This is a genomic window from Streptomyces sp. NPDC046203 (assembly GCF_040646255.1).
Taxonomy (GTDB): Bacteria; Actinomycetota; Actinomycetes; order Streptomycetales; family Streptomycetaceae; genus Streptomyces.
The window spans coordinates 159,801-175,120 of sequence record NZ_JBEYZX010000009.1 but is presented as its reverse complement, the minus strand read 5'-3'; the positions used below and the strand labels follow the sequence as shown (position 1 = coordinate 175,120).

Annotated in this window: 15 protein-coding genes; 8 read left to right on the top strand and 7 right to left on the bottom strand. The window is 74.4% G+C overall.

Annotated features, from left to right (window positions below; translation table 11 throughout):
- Positions 1-288 precede the first annotated feature (288 nt).
- Positions 289-909 carry a GNAT family N-acetyltransferase gene (locus tag ABZ990_RS10830; protein WP_361228547.1) on the top strand — a complete coding sequence of 207 codons (621 nt, stop codon included), beginning with the start codon at positions 289-291 and terminating at the stop codon, positions 907-909.
- A 58-nt stretch (positions 910-967) separates the two neighbouring features.
- Here ABZ990_RS10830 and ABZ990_RS10825 read toward each other — a convergent pair whose 3' ends face one another.
- Complete coding sequence (locus tag ABZ990_RS10825; protein WP_361228544.1) at positions 968-1,696, bottom strand: VIT1/CCC1 transporter family protein; 729 nt, start codon at positions 1,694-1,696, stop codon at positions 968-970.
- Positions 1,697-1,993: 297 nt separating this feature from the next.
- On the opposite strand from ABZ990_RS10825, the gene ABZ990_RS10820 reads away from it, so the two are divergent.
- From ABZ990_RS10820 to ABZ990_RS10790, 7 genes are all read left to right on the top strand, one after another.
- Positions 1,994-3,100, top strand: a complete 1,107-nt coding sequence (locus ABZ990_RS10820; protein ID WP_361228541.1) for an ADP-ribosylglycohydrolase family protein — start codon at positions 1,994-1,996, stop codon at positions 3,098-3,100.
- A complete protein-coding gene (locus ABZ990_RS10815) occupies positions 3,097-4,593 on the top strand; it encodes an ADP-ribosylglycohydrolase family protein (protein WP_361228538.1) in 1,497 nt (498 codons plus the stop codon). Before ABZ990_RS10820 ends, ABZ990_RS10815 begins: the two co-directional genes overlap by 4 nt.
- On the top strand, positions 4,574-5,725 hold the full coding sequence (locus ABZ990_RS10810; protein ID WP_361228535.1) for an ADP-ribosylglycohydrolase family protein: 1,152 nt from the start codon (positions 4,574-4,576) through the stop codon (positions 5,723-5,725). Before ABZ990_RS10815 ends, ABZ990_RS10810 begins: the two co-directional genes overlap by 20 nt.
- Positions 5,726-5,862: 137 nt before the next feature.
- Positions 5,863-6,051 carry a hypothetical protein gene (locus tag ABZ990_RS10805; RefSeq protein ID WP_361228700.1) on the top strand — a complete coding sequence of 63 codons (189 nt, stop codon included), beginning with the start codon at positions 5,863-5,865 and terminating at the stop codon, positions 6,049-6,051.
- Between the two features lie 182 nt (positions 6,052-6,233).
- Entirely contained in the window at positions 6,234-7,217 is a 984-nt protein-coding gene (rbsK, locus tag ABZ990_RS10800; RefSeq protein ID WP_361228694.1) for a ribokinase, read from the top strand.
- Entirely contained in the window at positions 7,214-8,557 is a 1,344-nt protein-coding gene (locus ABZ990_RS10795; protein ID WP_361228532.1) for a CoA transferase, read from the top strand. Before rbsK ends, ABZ990_RS10795 begins: the two co-directional genes overlap by 4 nt.
- Positions 8,554-9,414 carry a CoA ester lyase gene (locus tag ABZ990_RS10790; protein WP_361228529.1) on the top strand — a complete coding sequence of 287 codons (861 nt, stop codon included), beginning with the start codon at positions 8,554-8,556 and terminating at the stop codon, positions 9,412-9,414. Before ABZ990_RS10795 ends, ABZ990_RS10790 begins: the two co-directional genes overlap by 4 nt.
- Positions 9,415-9,494: 80 nt before the next feature.
- On the opposite strand, the gene ABZ990_RS10785 is transcribed toward ABZ990_RS10790, so the two are convergent.
- From ABZ990_RS10785 to ABZ990_RS10760, 6 genes are all read right to left on the bottom strand, one after another.
- The gene (locus ABZ990_RS10785) at positions 9,495-10,184 is read right to left on the bottom strand and encodes a class I SAM-dependent methyltransferase (RefSeq protein ID WP_361228522.1); all 690 of its coding nucleotides are present in this window, start codon (positions 10,182-10,184) and stop codon (positions 9,495-9,497) included.
- Positions 10,185-10,332: 148 nt separating this feature from the next.
- Positions 10,333-11,340 (bottom strand): prolipoprotein diacylglyceryl transferase, encoded by a 1,008-nt coding sequence (gene lgt / locus ABZ990_RS10780; RefSeq protein WP_361228519.1) that lies wholly within the window; start codon positions 11,338-11,340, stop codon positions 10,333-10,335.
- Positions 11,341-11,572: 232 nt separating this feature from the next.
- A complete protein-coding gene (locus ABZ990_RS10775; protein WP_361228516.1) occupies positions 11,573-12,403 on the bottom strand; it encodes a thioredoxin domain-containing protein in 831 nt (276 codons plus the stop codon).
- Between the two features lie 84 nt (positions 12,404-12,487).
- Entirely contained in the window at positions 12,488-13,306 is an 819-nt protein-coding gene (gene trpA / locus ABZ990_RS10770; RefSeq protein ID WP_361228513.1) for a tryptophan synthase subunit alpha, read from the bottom strand.
- The gene (gene trpB, locus ABZ990_RS10765; RefSeq protein ID WP_361228691.1) at positions 13,303-14,586 is read right to left on the bottom strand and encodes a tryptophan synthase subunit beta; all 1,284 of its coding nucleotides are present in this window, start codon (positions 14,584-14,586) and stop codon (positions 13,303-13,305) included. The genes trpA and trpB overlap by 4 nt, the downstream gene beginning before the upstream one ends.
- Positions 14,587-15,066: 480 nt before the next feature.
- Complete coding sequence (locus tag ABZ990_RS10760) at positions 15,067-15,315, bottom strand: tryptophan synthase subunit(beta) (RefSeq protein WP_361228510.1); 249 nt, start codon at positions 15,313-15,315, stop codon at positions 15,067-15,069.
- Positions 15,316-15,320 lie beyond the last annotated feature (5 nt).

Genomic DNA, 15,320 nt, shown 5'->3' with positions numbered 1-15,320 from the left:
CGCTCAGGGAGATAGATCACAACGCACCCTCATAGCCTCCACCTGCGACGACGCGTAAGACGCGCGGATCTTGGAGGGGCGGTCCCGGACGGAATCCCGACAGAATCCGGACAGAACGGCGGGCCCGCGCGGGGCCTGCGCACGACCTCGCGACAGTCACCCGTCCGGCCTATGGACCTGCCCGGGGGCCTGCTCTGGAACCTGCCCGGGGACCTACCCGGCGGGTCGGGGTCGGACCGGCCCCGGGGGGGGTGACATCACCCTCGGCGAGGCGCGAGGCTGGGCGCCATGAAGATCAGAACGGGGACATCGAACGACGCCGAGCGGGTCGCGGCTCTGCACACCGAGAGCTGGCGCACGGCGTACGCGGGCATCATGCCGGACGGCTTTCTGCGCGGCCCGCTCCTGGAGGACCGGCTGAAGCTGTGGCGTGGCCGGCTCGACGAGCCGCAGCCGGGGGCGGCCCTGTTCGTGGTGGAGAGCACGGGCGAACCTGCCGGGGCGGATGGGGCGGATGGGCTCGACGGGGGCGAAGGGCTCAGTGGGGGCGATGGGGCCGATGCGCCGGATGGAGCCGCAGGGCTCGACGGATTCGTTTACGTACTGCCCCGGCCCGACGGCCGTCTACTGCTCGACAATCTGCACGCCAGGCCCGGCCGGACCGGGTCCGGGATCGGCGGCCGGCTGCTGCGGCACGTCTTCGCCTGGGCCGGCCGGGAACACCCGGGCCGGCCCGTCTATCTGGAGGTACTGAGCGCCAACACGCGCGCCATCGCCTTCTACGAACGGCACGGCGCCCTCCGTACCGACGAACGGATCTGTGTGTTCGAGCAGGGCTTCGAGCTGCCCGAGTTGGAGTACACCTGGCCGACGGCCACCTTCCGCGCGCAGGCCGCGTCGGGCATATGACAGAAAGACCGCCGCTTCTTTACGAAGCGGCGGTCTTCTCGCGTGGAACGGACGGGCGCTACAGCGCCGCCCCGAAGAGCATGCCGAGACCGTAGGTGACGGCCGCGGCGGCGCCGCCGAGGACGAGCTGGCGGATTCCGCTGAACCACCAGCTGCGGGCGGTCACCCGGGCCACGAGCGCACCGCAGCCGAAGAGCCCGATCAGGGCGAGCAGCAGGGCCGGCCAGAGCACGGTGGCACCGAGCAGATACGGCAGCAGGGGCAGCAGCGCGCCCAGCGCGAACGAACCGAAGGACGACACCGCGGCGACCAGCGGCGACGGCAGGTCGTCGGGGTCGATGCCGAGTTCCTCGCGCGCGTGGATCTCCAGCGCCTGCTCCGGGTCCCGGGACAGCTGGAGGGCGACCTCGCGGGCGAGCGCGGGCTCGACGCCGCGGGAGACGTAGAGCGCGGCCAGCTCCTCCATCTCGTCGACCGGGTGCTTGCGCAACTGGCGGCGCTCGACGTCGAGTTCGGCCTGGACGAGATCGCGCTGCGAGGCGACCGAGGTGTACTCGCCGGCCGCCATCGAGAAGGCGCCCGCTGCGAGACCGGCGAGACCGGTGATGACGATGGTCTGCGAGGAGACCGCGCCACCCGCCACACCCGTCATGAGCGCGAGATTGGAGACGAGTCCGTCCATCGCGCCGAAGACGGCGGGGCGCAGCCAGCCGCCGTTCACGTCGCGGTGGGTGTGGTTGTCGCGGTGAGCCTCGTGCAGTGGCGCGGCGGTCTCGATGATGGACATGCGGGTCCCCTTTGACTCCCCTGGGGTTCGGCGTGTCCGCCCCCTCCATGTCCTCGAACATACGCTGAATGTAAGGGGCGTGCCAGCAAGGCAGGCCGTACTTACTAAGGCTCACCTTGCCCCGCCGCCCGCCGTCCCGCCTGCTCCCGAGCCTGCTCGCGAGGCGCCCCGGGGCCGTGGCGCGGCGCCGCTTCCGGAGCCGTTCCCTGAAGTCGTGTCATCCACGTCACGGTCCCGATTCCGTGCGGGGCCGCCCACCGGGTGGAACAGATGCAACGACCATGAAAGGGGAGCGACATGACCGATGGGACGAACCCGAGGACCCGCGAGCACGACTGTGATGGTGAGGGTGACGGCGACGGTGACCGTGGCCGGGAGGTCGGACGACGCGACCGGGCGAGGGGGGCGCTGCTCGGTCTCGCCGTGGGCGACGCGCTCGGCGCGCCCGCCGAGAATCTGCGCCCCTCGGAGATCCGCCGCCGCTGGGGCCGGATCGAGGGCTTCGTGACGGACCGTCCGGCGGGCACGGACGACACCGAGTACGCCGTCTTCTCCGGGCTGCTGCTCGCCCGGCACGGCTCCGCCCTGACCGTCGCCGACGTCGAACGGGCCTGGCACCGCTGGATCGCCGACCTCGACGAGCGCCCGTTCCGGGGCGCCGGATTCTCCGAGCGCGGCACCCTGGAGAACCTGCGCCGGGGCCTGGCCGCGCCGATCTCCGCCCAGCACCGGCACGCCTGGAGCGACGGGCTCGCCATGCGCGCCGCGCCGTTCGGCGTCTTCGCGGCCGGCCGGCCCGCCGAGGCGGCGCGGCTGGTCGCGGTCGACGGCAGCGTCAGCCACGAGGGCGAGGGCATCTACGGCGGGCAGGCGGTCGCGGCGGGGGTCGCGGCGGCCATGGGCGGCGGATCGGTCACCTCGGTCGTCGCGGCGGCGCTCTCGGCGATCCCGATGGACTCCTGGACCGCGCGCTCGATCCGCCGCGCGGTGGTCGCCGCCGGGCGGGCCGGCACCGACCCGCCGGAACGCGAACGCGCCGTCCGTTCCGCCGTCGTGATCGGCGGCTACCCCTGGACCGACCTCGCCCCCGAGGCCGTCGCCCTCTCCTTCGGCGCCTTCGCCGCCGCACGGGGCGACTTCCGCACAGCGGTGCTCACCGCCGTCAACATGGGCCGCGACGCCGACACCACGGCGGCGGTCGCCGGCGCGCTCGCGGGCGCGCGGTGCGGTGCCGCCGCGATCCCCCGGGAGTGGGCCGACGCCATCCCCCCGGTGGCGGGCAGCTGCCTCCCCGCGATGCGCGGCTACCACGTCCTGGACATCGCGGATCTGCTGACTCCGGAGGACCACGGGGACCACGAGGGGTGCGGAGAGTACGAGGAGTGCGAGGAGAACACGGTATGAGCGCGGACCTGACGACACCCGGGCCCGCCGACCCCGGAGCGGGCACGGACACGGGCAGGGGTACGAGTGCGGGTACGGGCACAGCCGCGGGCCCGGCGGCCGGTGGCGCGGGCGCGAAAGGCGGCTCGGCTCGCACGGGCACGGCGGAAGGCGGCCGTACCTCAGGAGGTGGCCCCGCGCCGGGCGACCGTACGCCAAGAGGTGCCCGTACGTCGGGAGGCGCACGTACGTCGGGAGGCGCACGGACATCGGGAGGCGCACGGACATCGGGAGGCGTCCGTACACCCGAAGGCCCCACGCCCGCCGACGCACTCCTCTCCCACCCGGCATCTGCGGCCGGGACCCCGTACCGCGACCGGGTCGAGGGGCTGCTGCTCGGGATCGCCGCCGGGGACGCCGCCGGCTGGCCCGCCGCGCGGCACCGGGCGGCGCGGCTGCCGGAGTGGACGCGGCGGCTCACCCGGGAACTCGACGCCTTCGCCGACGAGAACGCGACGACCACTCTGCCCGTCCCCCTCGCCCTCAACCAGCCGCCCGCGCCGCTCGCGCTCGGGCCCTCCGACGACGCCGAGTGGGCGGCGTTCACCGCCGAGGTGCTGCTGGCCCGGCCCGGCCCGGCCGCCACGGCCCTCGCTCCGGAACTCCGGCGGCGGGCCGCCGTCGACCTCGCCTGGAACAGGCTCGCCGTGCAGGTGGCCGCGGCGGCGGAGCGGGCGCCCGAGGTCGAGTCGGCCGTGCTCCCGTTGCGGGCCCGGATCTCGGTGCGGGCCGGGCTCGGCAATCTCGCGGCCGGTCTGCGCCCGCCCGCGACCGGGCACGACAACCCGCATTACTTCGACGACGCCGCCTGCGTCCGCGCCGCCGTCCTCGCCCTCGCCCACCCCGGGGATCCGGGCCCGGCGGCGGCGCTCGCCGAGTTCGACGCCCGCTACACCCAGGACGGCGACGGCGTCCACGGCGCCCGCGCGATGGCCTCGGCCGTCGCCGCCGCGCTCGGCGGGGCGGGCCCGGACGAGGCGGTGGACGCGGCGCTGGCCGAACTGCCGCCCGGTACGGAGATCGGCCGCAACGGCCGGTACGCGGTCGGGCTGGCCCGCGCCGCCGCCTCGGCCTTCGAACTCGTCCCGCTGCTCGAACACCGGATCGTGGACCACGTCTACAGCTACGGCGTCGCCGCGGCCGAGACGGTGCCGGTCGCCCTGGCGCTGACCCTGGCCGCGCGGGGCGAGGCCGCCTCGGCGCTGCCGGCCGCGGCCTGTCTGTCCCGGGTCGCGGACTCCGCCCCGGCGCTGGCCGGGGCGCTCACCGGGGCGCTGGGCGGCGGGAGTTCGATCCCGGCGACCTGGCGGGAGGCGTGCCGGACCCTCGCGGGCTGCGCGCTGCCCTGGCTCGCGGGCACCGATCTGGTGGAACTCGCCGGTCGGCTCGCGGCCATGGCCGAAGAACCGGCCACCCCAGGTGGACAATCCGGACATGACTCCCCTTCTGGATGACCGGATCGCGGGCAGTGTCCTCGGGGCCGCCGTCGGCGACGCCCTCGGCGGCCCCGTCGAGGGCTACACCCCCGAGCAGATCCTGGAACGCCACGGCGGCCGTGTCACCGGCATCGTCGGCCCCTGGAACGGCGACGCCTGGCGCACCGCCCGGCCCCTCGCGCCGTACCACAAGGGCGATGGGCACGTCACCGACGACACCCTGATGACCCACGCCCTGATCCGGGTGTACGAGAAGGTCCGCGACCACCTCGACGCGTACGCGGTCGCCGAGCACCTGGTGCCCGAACTCATCGGCCGCACCGTGTGGATCCCGGAACTGGAGGCCGAGGCGCTGCCGCTCCAGCGGGTCTTCCTGGCCGAGAAGTGGATCGTGACCCGGCTGCACTACGCGCACGCCGACCCGCGCGAGGCCGGCACCGGGAACATCGTCAACTGCGGCGCGGCGATGTACATGGCCCCGGTCGGGCTGGTCAACGCGGCCGACCCGGCGGGCGCCTACGCGGAGGCCGTGGACATCGCGGGCGCCCATCAGTCCTCGTACGGGCGGGAGGCCGCCGGGGTGTTCGCGGCGGCCGTCGCCGCGGCCTGCGCTCCCGGCGCCGGCCCGCGCTCGGTCGTCGACACCGCGCTCGCCCTCGCCAAGGACGGCACCCGGGCCGCCATCGAGGCGGTCGCCGAAGTGGCCGACGGATACCGGGACTTCGAGTCCGCGCTGGGGCCGCTGCGGCGGGCGGTCGCGCCGTACGACTCGGTCGGCCCCGACTACCGCTCCCCCTCGCTCGACGCCCGCCGCCCCTCCCGTACCCACGCGATCGAGGAACTGCCCATCGCCCTCGGCATGCTGCTCGTCGGCGACGGCGACTACCGGCGTACGGTGCTCGGCGCGGTCAACTACGGCCGGGACTGCGACTCGATCGCCACCATGGCGGGCGCCCTCGCGGGCGCCCTGCACGGCGCGGCGGCGGTGCCCGCCGACTGGGCGAAGCGGGTGGCGGAGGCGAGCCGGCTCGATCTGCGCGCGCCGGCGGACGCGCTGGCGGCCGTGGCGCGCGAGGTGTTCGCCCGGGACGGCGAGCGGCGGCGCGCGCACGAGGCCGCGTACGCGCGGCTGACGGGCGCGGCCCGGTGACCTCCGCCGTCCCCGCCGCCACTCCTCCCCCGCCGTCCGACGTTCCCGCGTCGGCCGGTCTTCCCGCGCTGTCCGACGGTCCTCCGTCGCCCGGCTTTCCTGCGCTGTCCGACGGTCCTCCGCCGCGGGTCACCTGGGTGCAGCCGGAGGACCTGGTCGGGCACGAGCCGCGGCAGGCCGCCGAGGACGGCCGCGACGCCCGAGCCCTGCCCGCCCGCTGGACCTCCCCTCTCAAGAACCGGCTGTCGACCTCGGTGCCGTCCTTCGACGGCGTCGGCTTCGACACGCCGGCCGCACTGACGCATTCGGAGGCAGTACGCCCATGACCAGCTCCGCAGACCCCTCGAAACCCACCGGCCGCACCGAGCCCACGGGCCCTCTGACCCCTGTCGACCCCACCGCCCCCGTCGCCCCCGTAGCCGCTGCCGGACGCCCCGGGCTGGCCGGACTCACCGGGTCTGCGGGGCCTGCCGGGCCCGGCCGTCCGATCCCCGTCCGCCCGGCCGGCATCGTGGTGCTCGGCAGCGTGACCATGGACCTGGTGACCCGTGTCGACCGCGCCCCCGCCCGGGGCGAGACCGTCACCGGCCGCGCCTTTCACACCGTGCCCGGCGGGAAGGGCGCCAACCAGGCCGTCGCCGCCGCCCGCGCGGGCGCCGAGGTCGCGCTGATCGGAGCGGTCGGCGCCGACGGTCTCGGCACCCGGCTGCGCACCGCGCTCGACCACGGCGGCGTCGACACCGATCTGCTGCGCACCGTCGAAGGCCCGTCCGGCACCGCGCACATCGTCGCCGACGACGAGGGCGGCAACGCGACCGTCGTCGTCCCCGGCGCCAACGGCACCGTCACCTCCCTCGGTCACGGCGACGAAGCGCTGATCGCCACCGCCGACATCCTGCTGCTCCAGCTCGAACTCCCCCTTCCCGCCGTCACCGAGGCCGCCCGGATCGCCCGCGCGCACGAGGTGCGCGTCGTCCTCACCCCCGCGCCCGCGCCCACCCGTCCGCTGCCGCCCGAACTCCTCTCCGTCACCGATCTGCTGGTGCCCAATCAGCACGAGGCCGCCGCGCTCACCGGCTTCACCGACCCGCGCGCCGCCGCCCGGGCCCTCCTCGCCGACGTGCCCGAGGTCGTGATCACCCTCGGCGAGTCCGGCTGTCTGTACGCCGCGCGCGGCCGGGAACCGGTCGCCGTGCCCGCGCCCCGCGTGGCCGCCGTGGACACCACCGCCGCCGGTGACACCTTCGTGGGCACCCTGGCCGTGGCACTCGCCGAGGGCCGGCCCGTGCCCGAGGCGCTGGCCTGGGCGTCGGCCGCCGCCGCGCTCTCCGTCCAGCGCGAGGGCGCGTCCCCGTCGATTCCGTACCGCACCGAGATCGAGGCGGCCCTCGCCCCGGACCACAGCCTCCCGGACCACCACACGAACCCGGCCCACCAGGGGAATCCGGCCCGCGAAGAGCCGGCCCGCGACCAGGAGGCCGACCGCGTATGAGCCCCGCCGGCCACCCGGACCCCGTGAACACCGCGACCACCGCGAACGTCACAAGCCCCACAGACCCCACAGACCCTGCGAACACCACACTCCCCACCGGCACCGCCGCCCCCACCCCCGGCTCCACTCCCAGCTCCACCCCCGGCTCCCCTCCCGCCCCTCCCCTGCACGGGCTGCGCGTGCTCGACCTCGCCACCCTCTTCGCGGGCCCGCTCGCCGCGACCCTGCTCGGCGACTTCGGCGCCGACGTCGTCAAGATCGAGCATCCGCGCAAGCCCGACCCGTCCCGTGGCCACGGCCCGGCCAAGGACGGCGTCGGCCTGTGGTGGAAGGTCCTCGGCCGCAACAAGCGGACGATGACGCTCGATCTGTCCACCCCCGGCGGACGCGACACCCTGCTGCGGCTGGCCGCCGGCGCCGACGTGATCGTGGAGAACTTCCGGCCCGGCACCCTGGAACGCTGGGGTCTCGGCTGGGAGGAGCTGTCGGCCGTCAATCCCCGGCTCGTACTGGCCCGGGTCACCGGCTTCGGACAGTTCGGCCCGTACGCCCACCGCCCCGGTTTCGGCACCCTCGCCGAGGCGATGAGCGGGTTCGCCGCCCTCACCGGCGAACCCGGCGGGCCGCCGACCCTGCCGCCCTTCGGCCTCGCCGACTCCGTGGCCGCGCTGGCCACCGCGTACGCCGTGATGACCGCGCTCAGCGCGAGGACCACCACCGGCCAGGGCCAGGTCGTGGACCTGGCCATCATCGAACCGATGCTCTCCGTCATCGGACCCCACCCCCTCTGGTACGACCAGCTCGGCTACGTCCAGCCCCGCACCGGCAACCGCTCCCGCAACAACGCCCCGCGCAACACCTACCGGACCGCAGACGGCTCCTGGGTCGCCGTCTCCACCTCCGCCCAGTCGATCGCCGAACGCGTGCTGCGGCTGGTCGGCCGGCCGGAGCTGACCGACGAACCCTGGTTCGCCGACGGCACCGGCCGGGCCGCGCACGCGGACGTGCTCGACGAGGCGGTGGGCACCTGGATCGCCCGGCACACCCGCGACGAGGCCCTGGCCGCCTTCGAGAAGGCGGAGGCCGCCATCGCCCCCGTCTACGACATCCGGGACGTCCTCGCCGACCCCCAGTACCAGGCCCTCGGCACCGTCACCGAGGTCCCCGACCCCGAACTCGGCCCGCTCCGGATGCAGAACGTCCTCTTCCGGCTCTCCGACACGCCCGGCGCTATCCGCTGGGCCGGGCGCCCGCACGGCGCCGACACCACCGCCCTCCTCACCGAACTGGGCCTCGGCCCCGCCGAGATCGACACCCTGCGCGCCGAAGGAGCCGTATGACCCCCGACCACACCGCGCCCGCCCGCCGGACCGCCACCGCGGCCGCGCAGCCGGCCCGGCCCACGCCCCTCACCTGGCTCTACGCGCCGGGCGACCGCCCCGAGATCGTCCGCAAGGCGCTCGGCTCCGGGGCCGACGTCGTCATCGTCGACCTGGAGGACGCGGTGGCCCCGGACCGCCGGGCCTACGCCCTCGACGCCACCGCCGAACTGCTCGCCGACCCCCAGCCCGTACCGGTCCATGTCCGTGTCCACGCGCCCCGCGACATTCCCCCACTGGTGTCCCTCCCCGGACTCGTCGCTCTCCGTGTTCCCAAGGTGACACACCCCACTGACATCGGCCGGATCGCCGAGCTGTCCCAGGGCCTCCCGCTCTACCCGCTCCTGGAGAACGCGCTGGCCGTGGAGCACGCGTACGCCATCGCCACCGCCCATCCCTCGGTGCACGGCATCGCCCTCGGCGAGGCCGATCTCCGCGCCGACCTGGGGGTACGGGACGACCGCGGCCTGGACTGGCCGCGCAGCCGGATCGTGGTCGCGGCCCGCGCGGCCGCGCTTCCGCCGCCGGTCCAGTCGGTCCATCCGGACGTCCGGGACCTCGACGGACTCGCCGCGGACTGCGCGCGGGGCCGGGCGATGGGCTTCCTCGGCCGGGCCGCGATCCATCCCCGGCAGCTCCCGGTGATCGAGCGGGCCTATCTGCCGTCCCCCGACGAGATCGCCGACGCCGAGAAGATCGTCAAGGCGGCCGAGGCATCCGCCGACGGCGCCTTCCTGCTGCCCGACGGCCGCTTCGTGGACGCGGCGGTCGTCACCGACGCCCGTCGCGTCCTGGCCTTGGCGGCGCGCCGGGCCTGACCGGGCATCGCCCACCGCCACCCCGGCAGCCCCCTTCTCGGGCGGCTGCCGGGGGCGTCGACGCCTCGGAGCACCGCCGCCTACTGGCCTCCCCGCACACCCCGGACGCCCCGGACGAGCAGGGTGCCCGTGCGCCGGTTTCCCGGGGGCGCGGCGAGCACGGAGACGGACACGTCCGTGAAGCCGTGTTCGCGGAGGATCCGCGCCCACTCATCGGGTTCGTAGTCCCACCGTTTGACGACGGCGGGGTCCTCGTCCGGGCCTCGGGGGATGTACGACGCCTGGCAGCCGTAACACCCCTCCACCGGAGGGCGCTGGGAGAAGGCGAGCACGCCGCCCGGCCTGAGGTTCGCGTGAACGGCCGGCAGCAGCAGACCCGGGTCGGTGAACCACACGGCACCGAACACGCTGTAGACGGCGTCGAAGACCGTGGACGTGTCCGCGAGATAGGCGAGGGCGTCGGCCTGGTGGAGTTCCATCCCGTCCACGCCGGTCCACCGCTCGCGCGCCTTGGCGAGCTGCCCGGCGGAAAGGTCGATCCCGACGGACGTCATCCCGAGCGTGGCGAGATGCGCGCTGTTCCCTCCCGCCCCGCACCCGAGATCGAGCACCCGGTCCCCCGGGGCGAGCCCGAGCACATCCGCGCCGGGGCCGTGGTCCGGGTACTGGGTCCAGTTGAACCATGTGGTCTCGCCCTTGGCGTTGACCGTCCGCCGCTGGGGCTCGCTCCGCGCATAGGTGTCCCATGCGGTGGGACGAGAGTCGGTCATGTGTCCGTCCGTTCTCAAGAGACCCTCGGTCGGGCAGCGCATCCCGACAGCCGACCGGGGACCGGATGGGCGGAGGGCCGCCGGGACCCGTGGTCCCGACGGCCCTCCGTCGTGCGTATCCGTACGCGTGCGGGGCGTACGTGCGGTCTCAGCGCTTGCCCGCGCCGTCCTTGACCTCGTCCTTGTCCTTGTCCTCGGCTTCGGTCTCCGCCTCGGCCTTGGTCTCCGCGTCCCCGTCCGCCTCGGTCCCGGCCTTGTCCTTGGCCTTCGCGTCCTTCGGCTCGGCGTCCTTCGGCCCCGCGTCCCCGTCCGTCTCGGCGCCCTCGGCCGCCTCCGCGGCCGCCTGCCGCGGCTCCACGACCTCTTCCTGGCCCGGGCGCAGCTTCGCCGAGATCACGATGTAGACGACGGCCAGCAGGCCGACGATGAGCGCGGTCCACACGTTCAGCCGGAGGCCCAGGACGTGGTGCGCCTCGTCGATGCGCAGGTACTCGGTCCAGGTGCGGCCGACACAGTACGCGGCGACGTAGAGCGCGAAGGTGCGGCCGTGGCCCATCGCGAAGCGGCGGCCGGCCCAGATCACGAAGACCGCGACGGCGATGTCCCACAGGAACTCGTACAGGAAGGTCGGGTGGTAGAGCCCGGCCACGCGGTTCGGGGCGTCGCTGATCTCCAGCGCCCACGGCAGCTTGGTGGGCTTGCCGTACAGCTCCTGGTTGAACCAGTTGCCCCAGCGGCCGATGCCCTGGGCGAGGGCGATGCCGGGTGCGATGGCGTCCGCGTACGCCGGGAGCGGGATGCCGCGCCGGCGGCAGCCGATCCAGGCGCCGACGGCGCCGAGCGCGATGGCGCCCCAGATACCCAGGCCGCCCTGCCAGATCTTGAAGGCGTCGACCCAGTTCTTACCCTCGCTGAAGTACAGCTGGTAATCCGTGATCACGTGGTAGAGGCGACCGCCGGCGAGGCCGAAGGGCACCGCCCAGACGGCGATGTCGGCCACGGTGCCGGCGGTGCCGCCCCGGGCGACCCAGCGCTTGTTGCCGAGCCAGACGGCGGCGAAGACACCGAGAATGATGCAGAAGGCATAGCCGCGCAGCGGGATCGGTCCGAGATGGATCACGCCGATCGACGGGCTGGGAATGTAGGCAAGGTCCATGGCACCACCGACGCTACCTTGCCGGACGGGCCCCAGGGCAGCCCGCCCGGCAACTTCTCCGTAACTACCGACCCCGTCACCCGGCCGGAAGCGGGAGCCCGCGAGGCCGGGAACGGGGTCCATCCCGCCGGAATCGGGGAGTCCGATTCCGGGCGGGAACGGGGCCCACGCGGCCGGGTACGGGCCTCCCAGCCAGGGCCGAGGCCCGCGCGGCCCGGAGGAACGGCGGTGGTCAGTGCTCCGGGGAACCCGGGGCCGGCGACGCCGTGCCCGCCTTCTTGCCCTTGTTGGCCTCGGCGACCCACTTCTTCAGATTCTCCGGGGAGATCTGCACGCCGTCCTTCTGCGGGAAGACCGGCGTCCCGTTGAGCAGCACGGACGGCGTGCCTCGGAAGTCGCTCTTCTTGAACGCGGCGTGCGAGGTCTTGACCCAGCTGTCGTGGGTGCCGTCCTCGACGCAGGCGCGGAAGGCCGGGGTGTCGAGCCCGGGCACCTTCGCGGCCAGTTCGATCAGCTTCTCGTTCTTCGCGAACGCGTCGTTGGTCTCCGGCGGCTGGTTGCTGTAGAGCACGTCGTGGTACGCGGTGAACTTGCCGGCGTCCTGCGCGCAGGCGGCGGCGTTGGCGGCGCGCAGGGAGCCGGTGCCGCCGAGGTTGCCGTCGATGAGGGTGGCGAGGTGGTAGTCGACCTTGAGCGCGCCGGACGCCATCAGCTGGTGGACGCTGGTCCGCATGATGCTCTCGAACTGGGCGCACGCGGGGCAGCGGAAGTCCTCCCAGACCGCAAGCGTGGAGGGGGCGTCCGGCCGGCCCTGCGGGATGGCGGGCTTGTCGCCGGCGGTGGCCCCGGCGGGCGGGACGACCGGGCCCGCCTTGTCGGAGCTGTCCCCGCCGCCGCCCGCGGCGGCGATCACGCCGACCACCCCGGCCAGGCCGAGGACGCCGACGACCGCGGCCGTCACGATGAGGACGCGCCGCCGCTTCTCCCGGGTCTTGTCCTGCTCGCGCTGCTGCTTGAGGCGCTCGCGCGCGCTCCGCATTCCGTCTCGGTTCTTCTCGCTCACGCCCTCAGCAACGAACCGGGGAGGCGCGCGCACGCCTCCCCGGTCCGTATTCCACCCGTACGTGTGACGGGAACGCCGCAGGTGTTACGCGGTGCGGCGGACGCCCGCGGCGAGCTCGGCCGCCAGTTCCTTCACGGCGCCGAGCGCGGCGGTCTCGTCGCCGTCGGCGTCGAGCATGCGCTTGACGAAGGCGGAGCCGACGATGACCCCGTCGGCGAACCGGGCGACCTCGGCAGCCTGGGCCGCGTTGGAGACGCCGAGACCGACGCAGACCGGCAGGTCGCCGGCGGCCCGGGTCCGGCCCACCAGGTCGGCGGCCTGCTCGCCGACCGACTCGCGGGTGCCCGTGACGCCCATCAGGGAGGCGGCGTAGACGAAGCCCGAGCCGGCCGCGGTGATGGTGGCGAGGCGCTCGTCCTTGCTGCTGGGGGCGACGACGAAGACGGTCGCGAGACCGCGCTTGTCGGCGTGCGCCCGCCACAGGGCGGACTCCTGGACCGGCAGGTCCGGCAGGATGCAGCCGGCGCCGCCGGCCGCGGCGAGTTCCTCGGTGAAGCGCTCGACGCCGTAGCGGTCGATGGGGTTCCAGTAGGTCATCACGAGGACCGGCTTGCCGGTGGCCTCGTGCGCCTCCTTGACCGTGCGCATCACGTCGGCGATCTTCACGCCGCCGCGCAGGGCGATGTCGTCGGCGGTCTGGATCACCGGCCCGTCGAGGACGGGGTCACTGTGCGGCAGTCCGACCTCGACGATGTCGGCGCCGCCGTCGAAGACGGCCTTGATGGCGGCGATGCCGCCGTCGACGGTCGGGAAGCCGGCCGGGAGGTACGCGATGAGCGCGGCCCGGTTCTCGGCCTTGGCGGCGGCGAGCGTGTCGCCGAGCAGCTGGATGTTCCCGGTCACTTGGCGTCCCCCGCGATCTCGGCGGTGGCGGTCGCGTCGGCGGCCACCTCGGCGTCGGTGTCGTACAGCCCGAAGTAGCGGGCCGCGGTGTCCATGTCCTTGTCGCCGCGTCCGGAGAGGTTGACGACGAGGAGCCCGTCCTTGCCCAGCTCCTTGCCGATCTCCAGGGCCCCGGCGAGGGCGTGCGCCGACTCGATGGCCGGGATGATGCCCTCCGTACGCGACAGCAGGCGCAGCGCCTGCATGGCGGCGTCGTCGGTGACGGCCCGGTACTCGCCGCGCCCGCTGTCCTTGAGGTAGGCGTGCTCGGGGCCGATGCCCGGGTAGTCGAGGCCGGCGGAGATCGAGTACGGCTCGGTGATCTGGCCCTCCTCGTCCTGAAGCACGTAGGAGCGCGAGCCGTGCAGGATGCCGGGCTCGCCGGCGGTGAGGGTGGCGGCGTGCTCGCCGGTGGCGAGGCCGTGACCGGCCGGTTCGCAGCCGATCAGCCGGACGGAGGCGTCCGGGATGAAGGCGTGGAAGAGGCCGATGGCGTTGGAGCCGCCGCCGACGCAGGCGACGGCCGCGTCGGGCAGCCGGCCGGCCTGCTCCAGGAGCTGGCGGCGGGCCTCGACGCCGATGACCCGGTGGAAGTCGCGCACCATGGCCGGGAAGGGGTGCGGGCCCGCGACCGTACCGAAGAGGTAGTGGGTGCGGTCGACGTTGGCGACCCAGTCTCGGAACGCCTCGTTGATGGCGTCCTTGAGGGTGCGGCTGCCGGACTTCACGGCGACGACCTCGGCGCCGAGCATGCGCATCCGGGCGACGTTGAGGGCCTGGCGCTGGGTGTCGATCTCGCCCATGTAGATGGTGCAGTCGAGACCGAAGAGGGCGCAGGCGGTGGCGGTGGCGACGCCGTGCTGGCCGGCGCCGGTCTCGGCGATGACCCGGGTCTTGCCCATGCGCTTGGTGAGCAGGGCCTGGCCGAGCACGTTGTTGATCTTGTGCGAGCCGGTGTGGTTGAGGTCCTCGCGCTTGAGGAAGATCCGGGCGCCGCCGGCGTGCCCGGCGAAGCGCGGGACCTCGGTGAGGGCGCTGGGACGGCCGGTGTAGTGCACCATCAGCTCGCCGAGCTCACGGGCGAACTCGGGGTCGTTCTTGGCCTTGTCGTACTCGACGGCGACCTCGTCGACGGCGGCGACGAGGGCCTCGGGGATGAACTTGCCGCCGTAGGCGCCGAAGTAGCCCTCGGGGGTGGGGACCGACCCCTCCGGGTCGGGGATGAAGAAGTCGCTGGTCAGGTCGGTGGACGACATGCTGGACATGCGGATGCGCTCCTCGCGGGGCGGGGCCCCGGTGACGTCTGGACGATGGTCACGTTATGCGCATGCTCTGACACGTTCCGCACCCTGGCGGCACCGGCTCGCGCCGTTCCGCGTACGCGGGACGGGCGGCGGGCGCGCGGCGGGCCCTCGACGGGCGCTCGACGGGCGCTCGGCGGGCTTCGCACCGGCCCTCGGGACGGCCTGCGAGGCGACCTCGGGACGGCCCCGAAGAGCGGTCCCGAAGGGCGTTCTCGAAGAGCGGTCGCGAAGGACGGACTCGAAGGGCTTTCCCGAAGGACGGGGCACGCCTGCGAGGCTCCCCGGCGGGGCGTTCCGGCCCCCGGCCGCGAGGTGCGGCAAGGCGGCACGGGCGGGGCGGCACCGTTTTCGGGTACGGCGTCCCGTCCGTGCGGGCCGGAAACCTCGCGCGAGGGCCCGGTGGATGACCGGGAAGTGTCAGGAGTTGCGCGCGGTGGACGCGCGCCATCGCATGCCGTTGACCTGGCCCGGCTCGTCGCCTATCACGTACCGCACCCGGCGGCCGTGAACCCGGCGCGCGGGGGCGCGGCAGCCGCGCGGGCGGCAGCCCCGGGCCAGCGGGGCGTGCCGCCGGTCGCCCTCGTCCGCGCGCGCACCGGCGGCGCCCCGGGCATCACGGCCCGGGACGCACGCCTGTGCGTCGCTTCGGAGAAGGCGTCGGGACATGTGGG

Excerpts from the sequence above, each read along its gene's own strand:
- ABZ990_RS10830 (WP_361228547.1), top strand. The coding sequence starts at position 289 with ATGAAGATCAGAACGGGGACATCGAACGACGCCGAGCGGGTCGCGGCT.
- ABZ990_RS10825 (WP_361228544.1), bottom strand. The coding sequence starts at position 1,696 with ATGTCCATCATCGAGACCGCCGCGCCACTGCACGAGGCTCACCGCGAC.
- ABZ990_RS10820 (WP_361228541.1), top strand. The coding sequence starts at position 1,994 with ATGACCGATGGGACGAACCCGAGGACCCGCGAGCACGACTGTGATGGT.
- ABZ990_RS10815 (WP_361228538.1), top strand. The coding sequence starts at position 3,097 with ATGAGCGCGGACCTGACGACACCCGGGCCCGCCGACCCCGGAGCGGGC.
- ABZ990_RS10810 (WP_361228535.1), top strand. The coding sequence starts at position 4,574 with ATGACTCCCCTTCTGGATGACCGGATCGCGGGCAGTGTCCTCGGGGCC.
- ABZ990_RS10795 (WP_361228532.1), top strand. The coding sequence starts at position 7,214 with ATGAGCCCCGCCGGCCACCCGGACCCCGTGAACACCGCGACCACCGCG.
- ABZ990_RS10790 (WP_361228529.1), top strand. The coding sequence starts at position 8,554 with ATGACCCCCGACCACACCGCGCCCGCCCGCCGGACCGCCACCGCGGCC.
- ABZ990_RS10785 (WP_361228522.1), bottom strand. The coding sequence starts at position 10,184 with ATGACCGACTCTCGTCCCACCGCATGGGACACCTATGCGCGGAGCGAG.
- lgt (WP_361228519.1), bottom strand. The coding sequence starts at position 11,340 with ATGGACCTTGCCTACATTCCCAGCCCGTCGATCGGCGTGATCCATCTC.
- ABZ990_RS10760 (WP_361228510.1), bottom strand. The coding sequence starts at position 15,315 with ATGTCCCGACGCCTTCTCCGAAGCGACGCACAGGCGTGCGTCCCGGGC.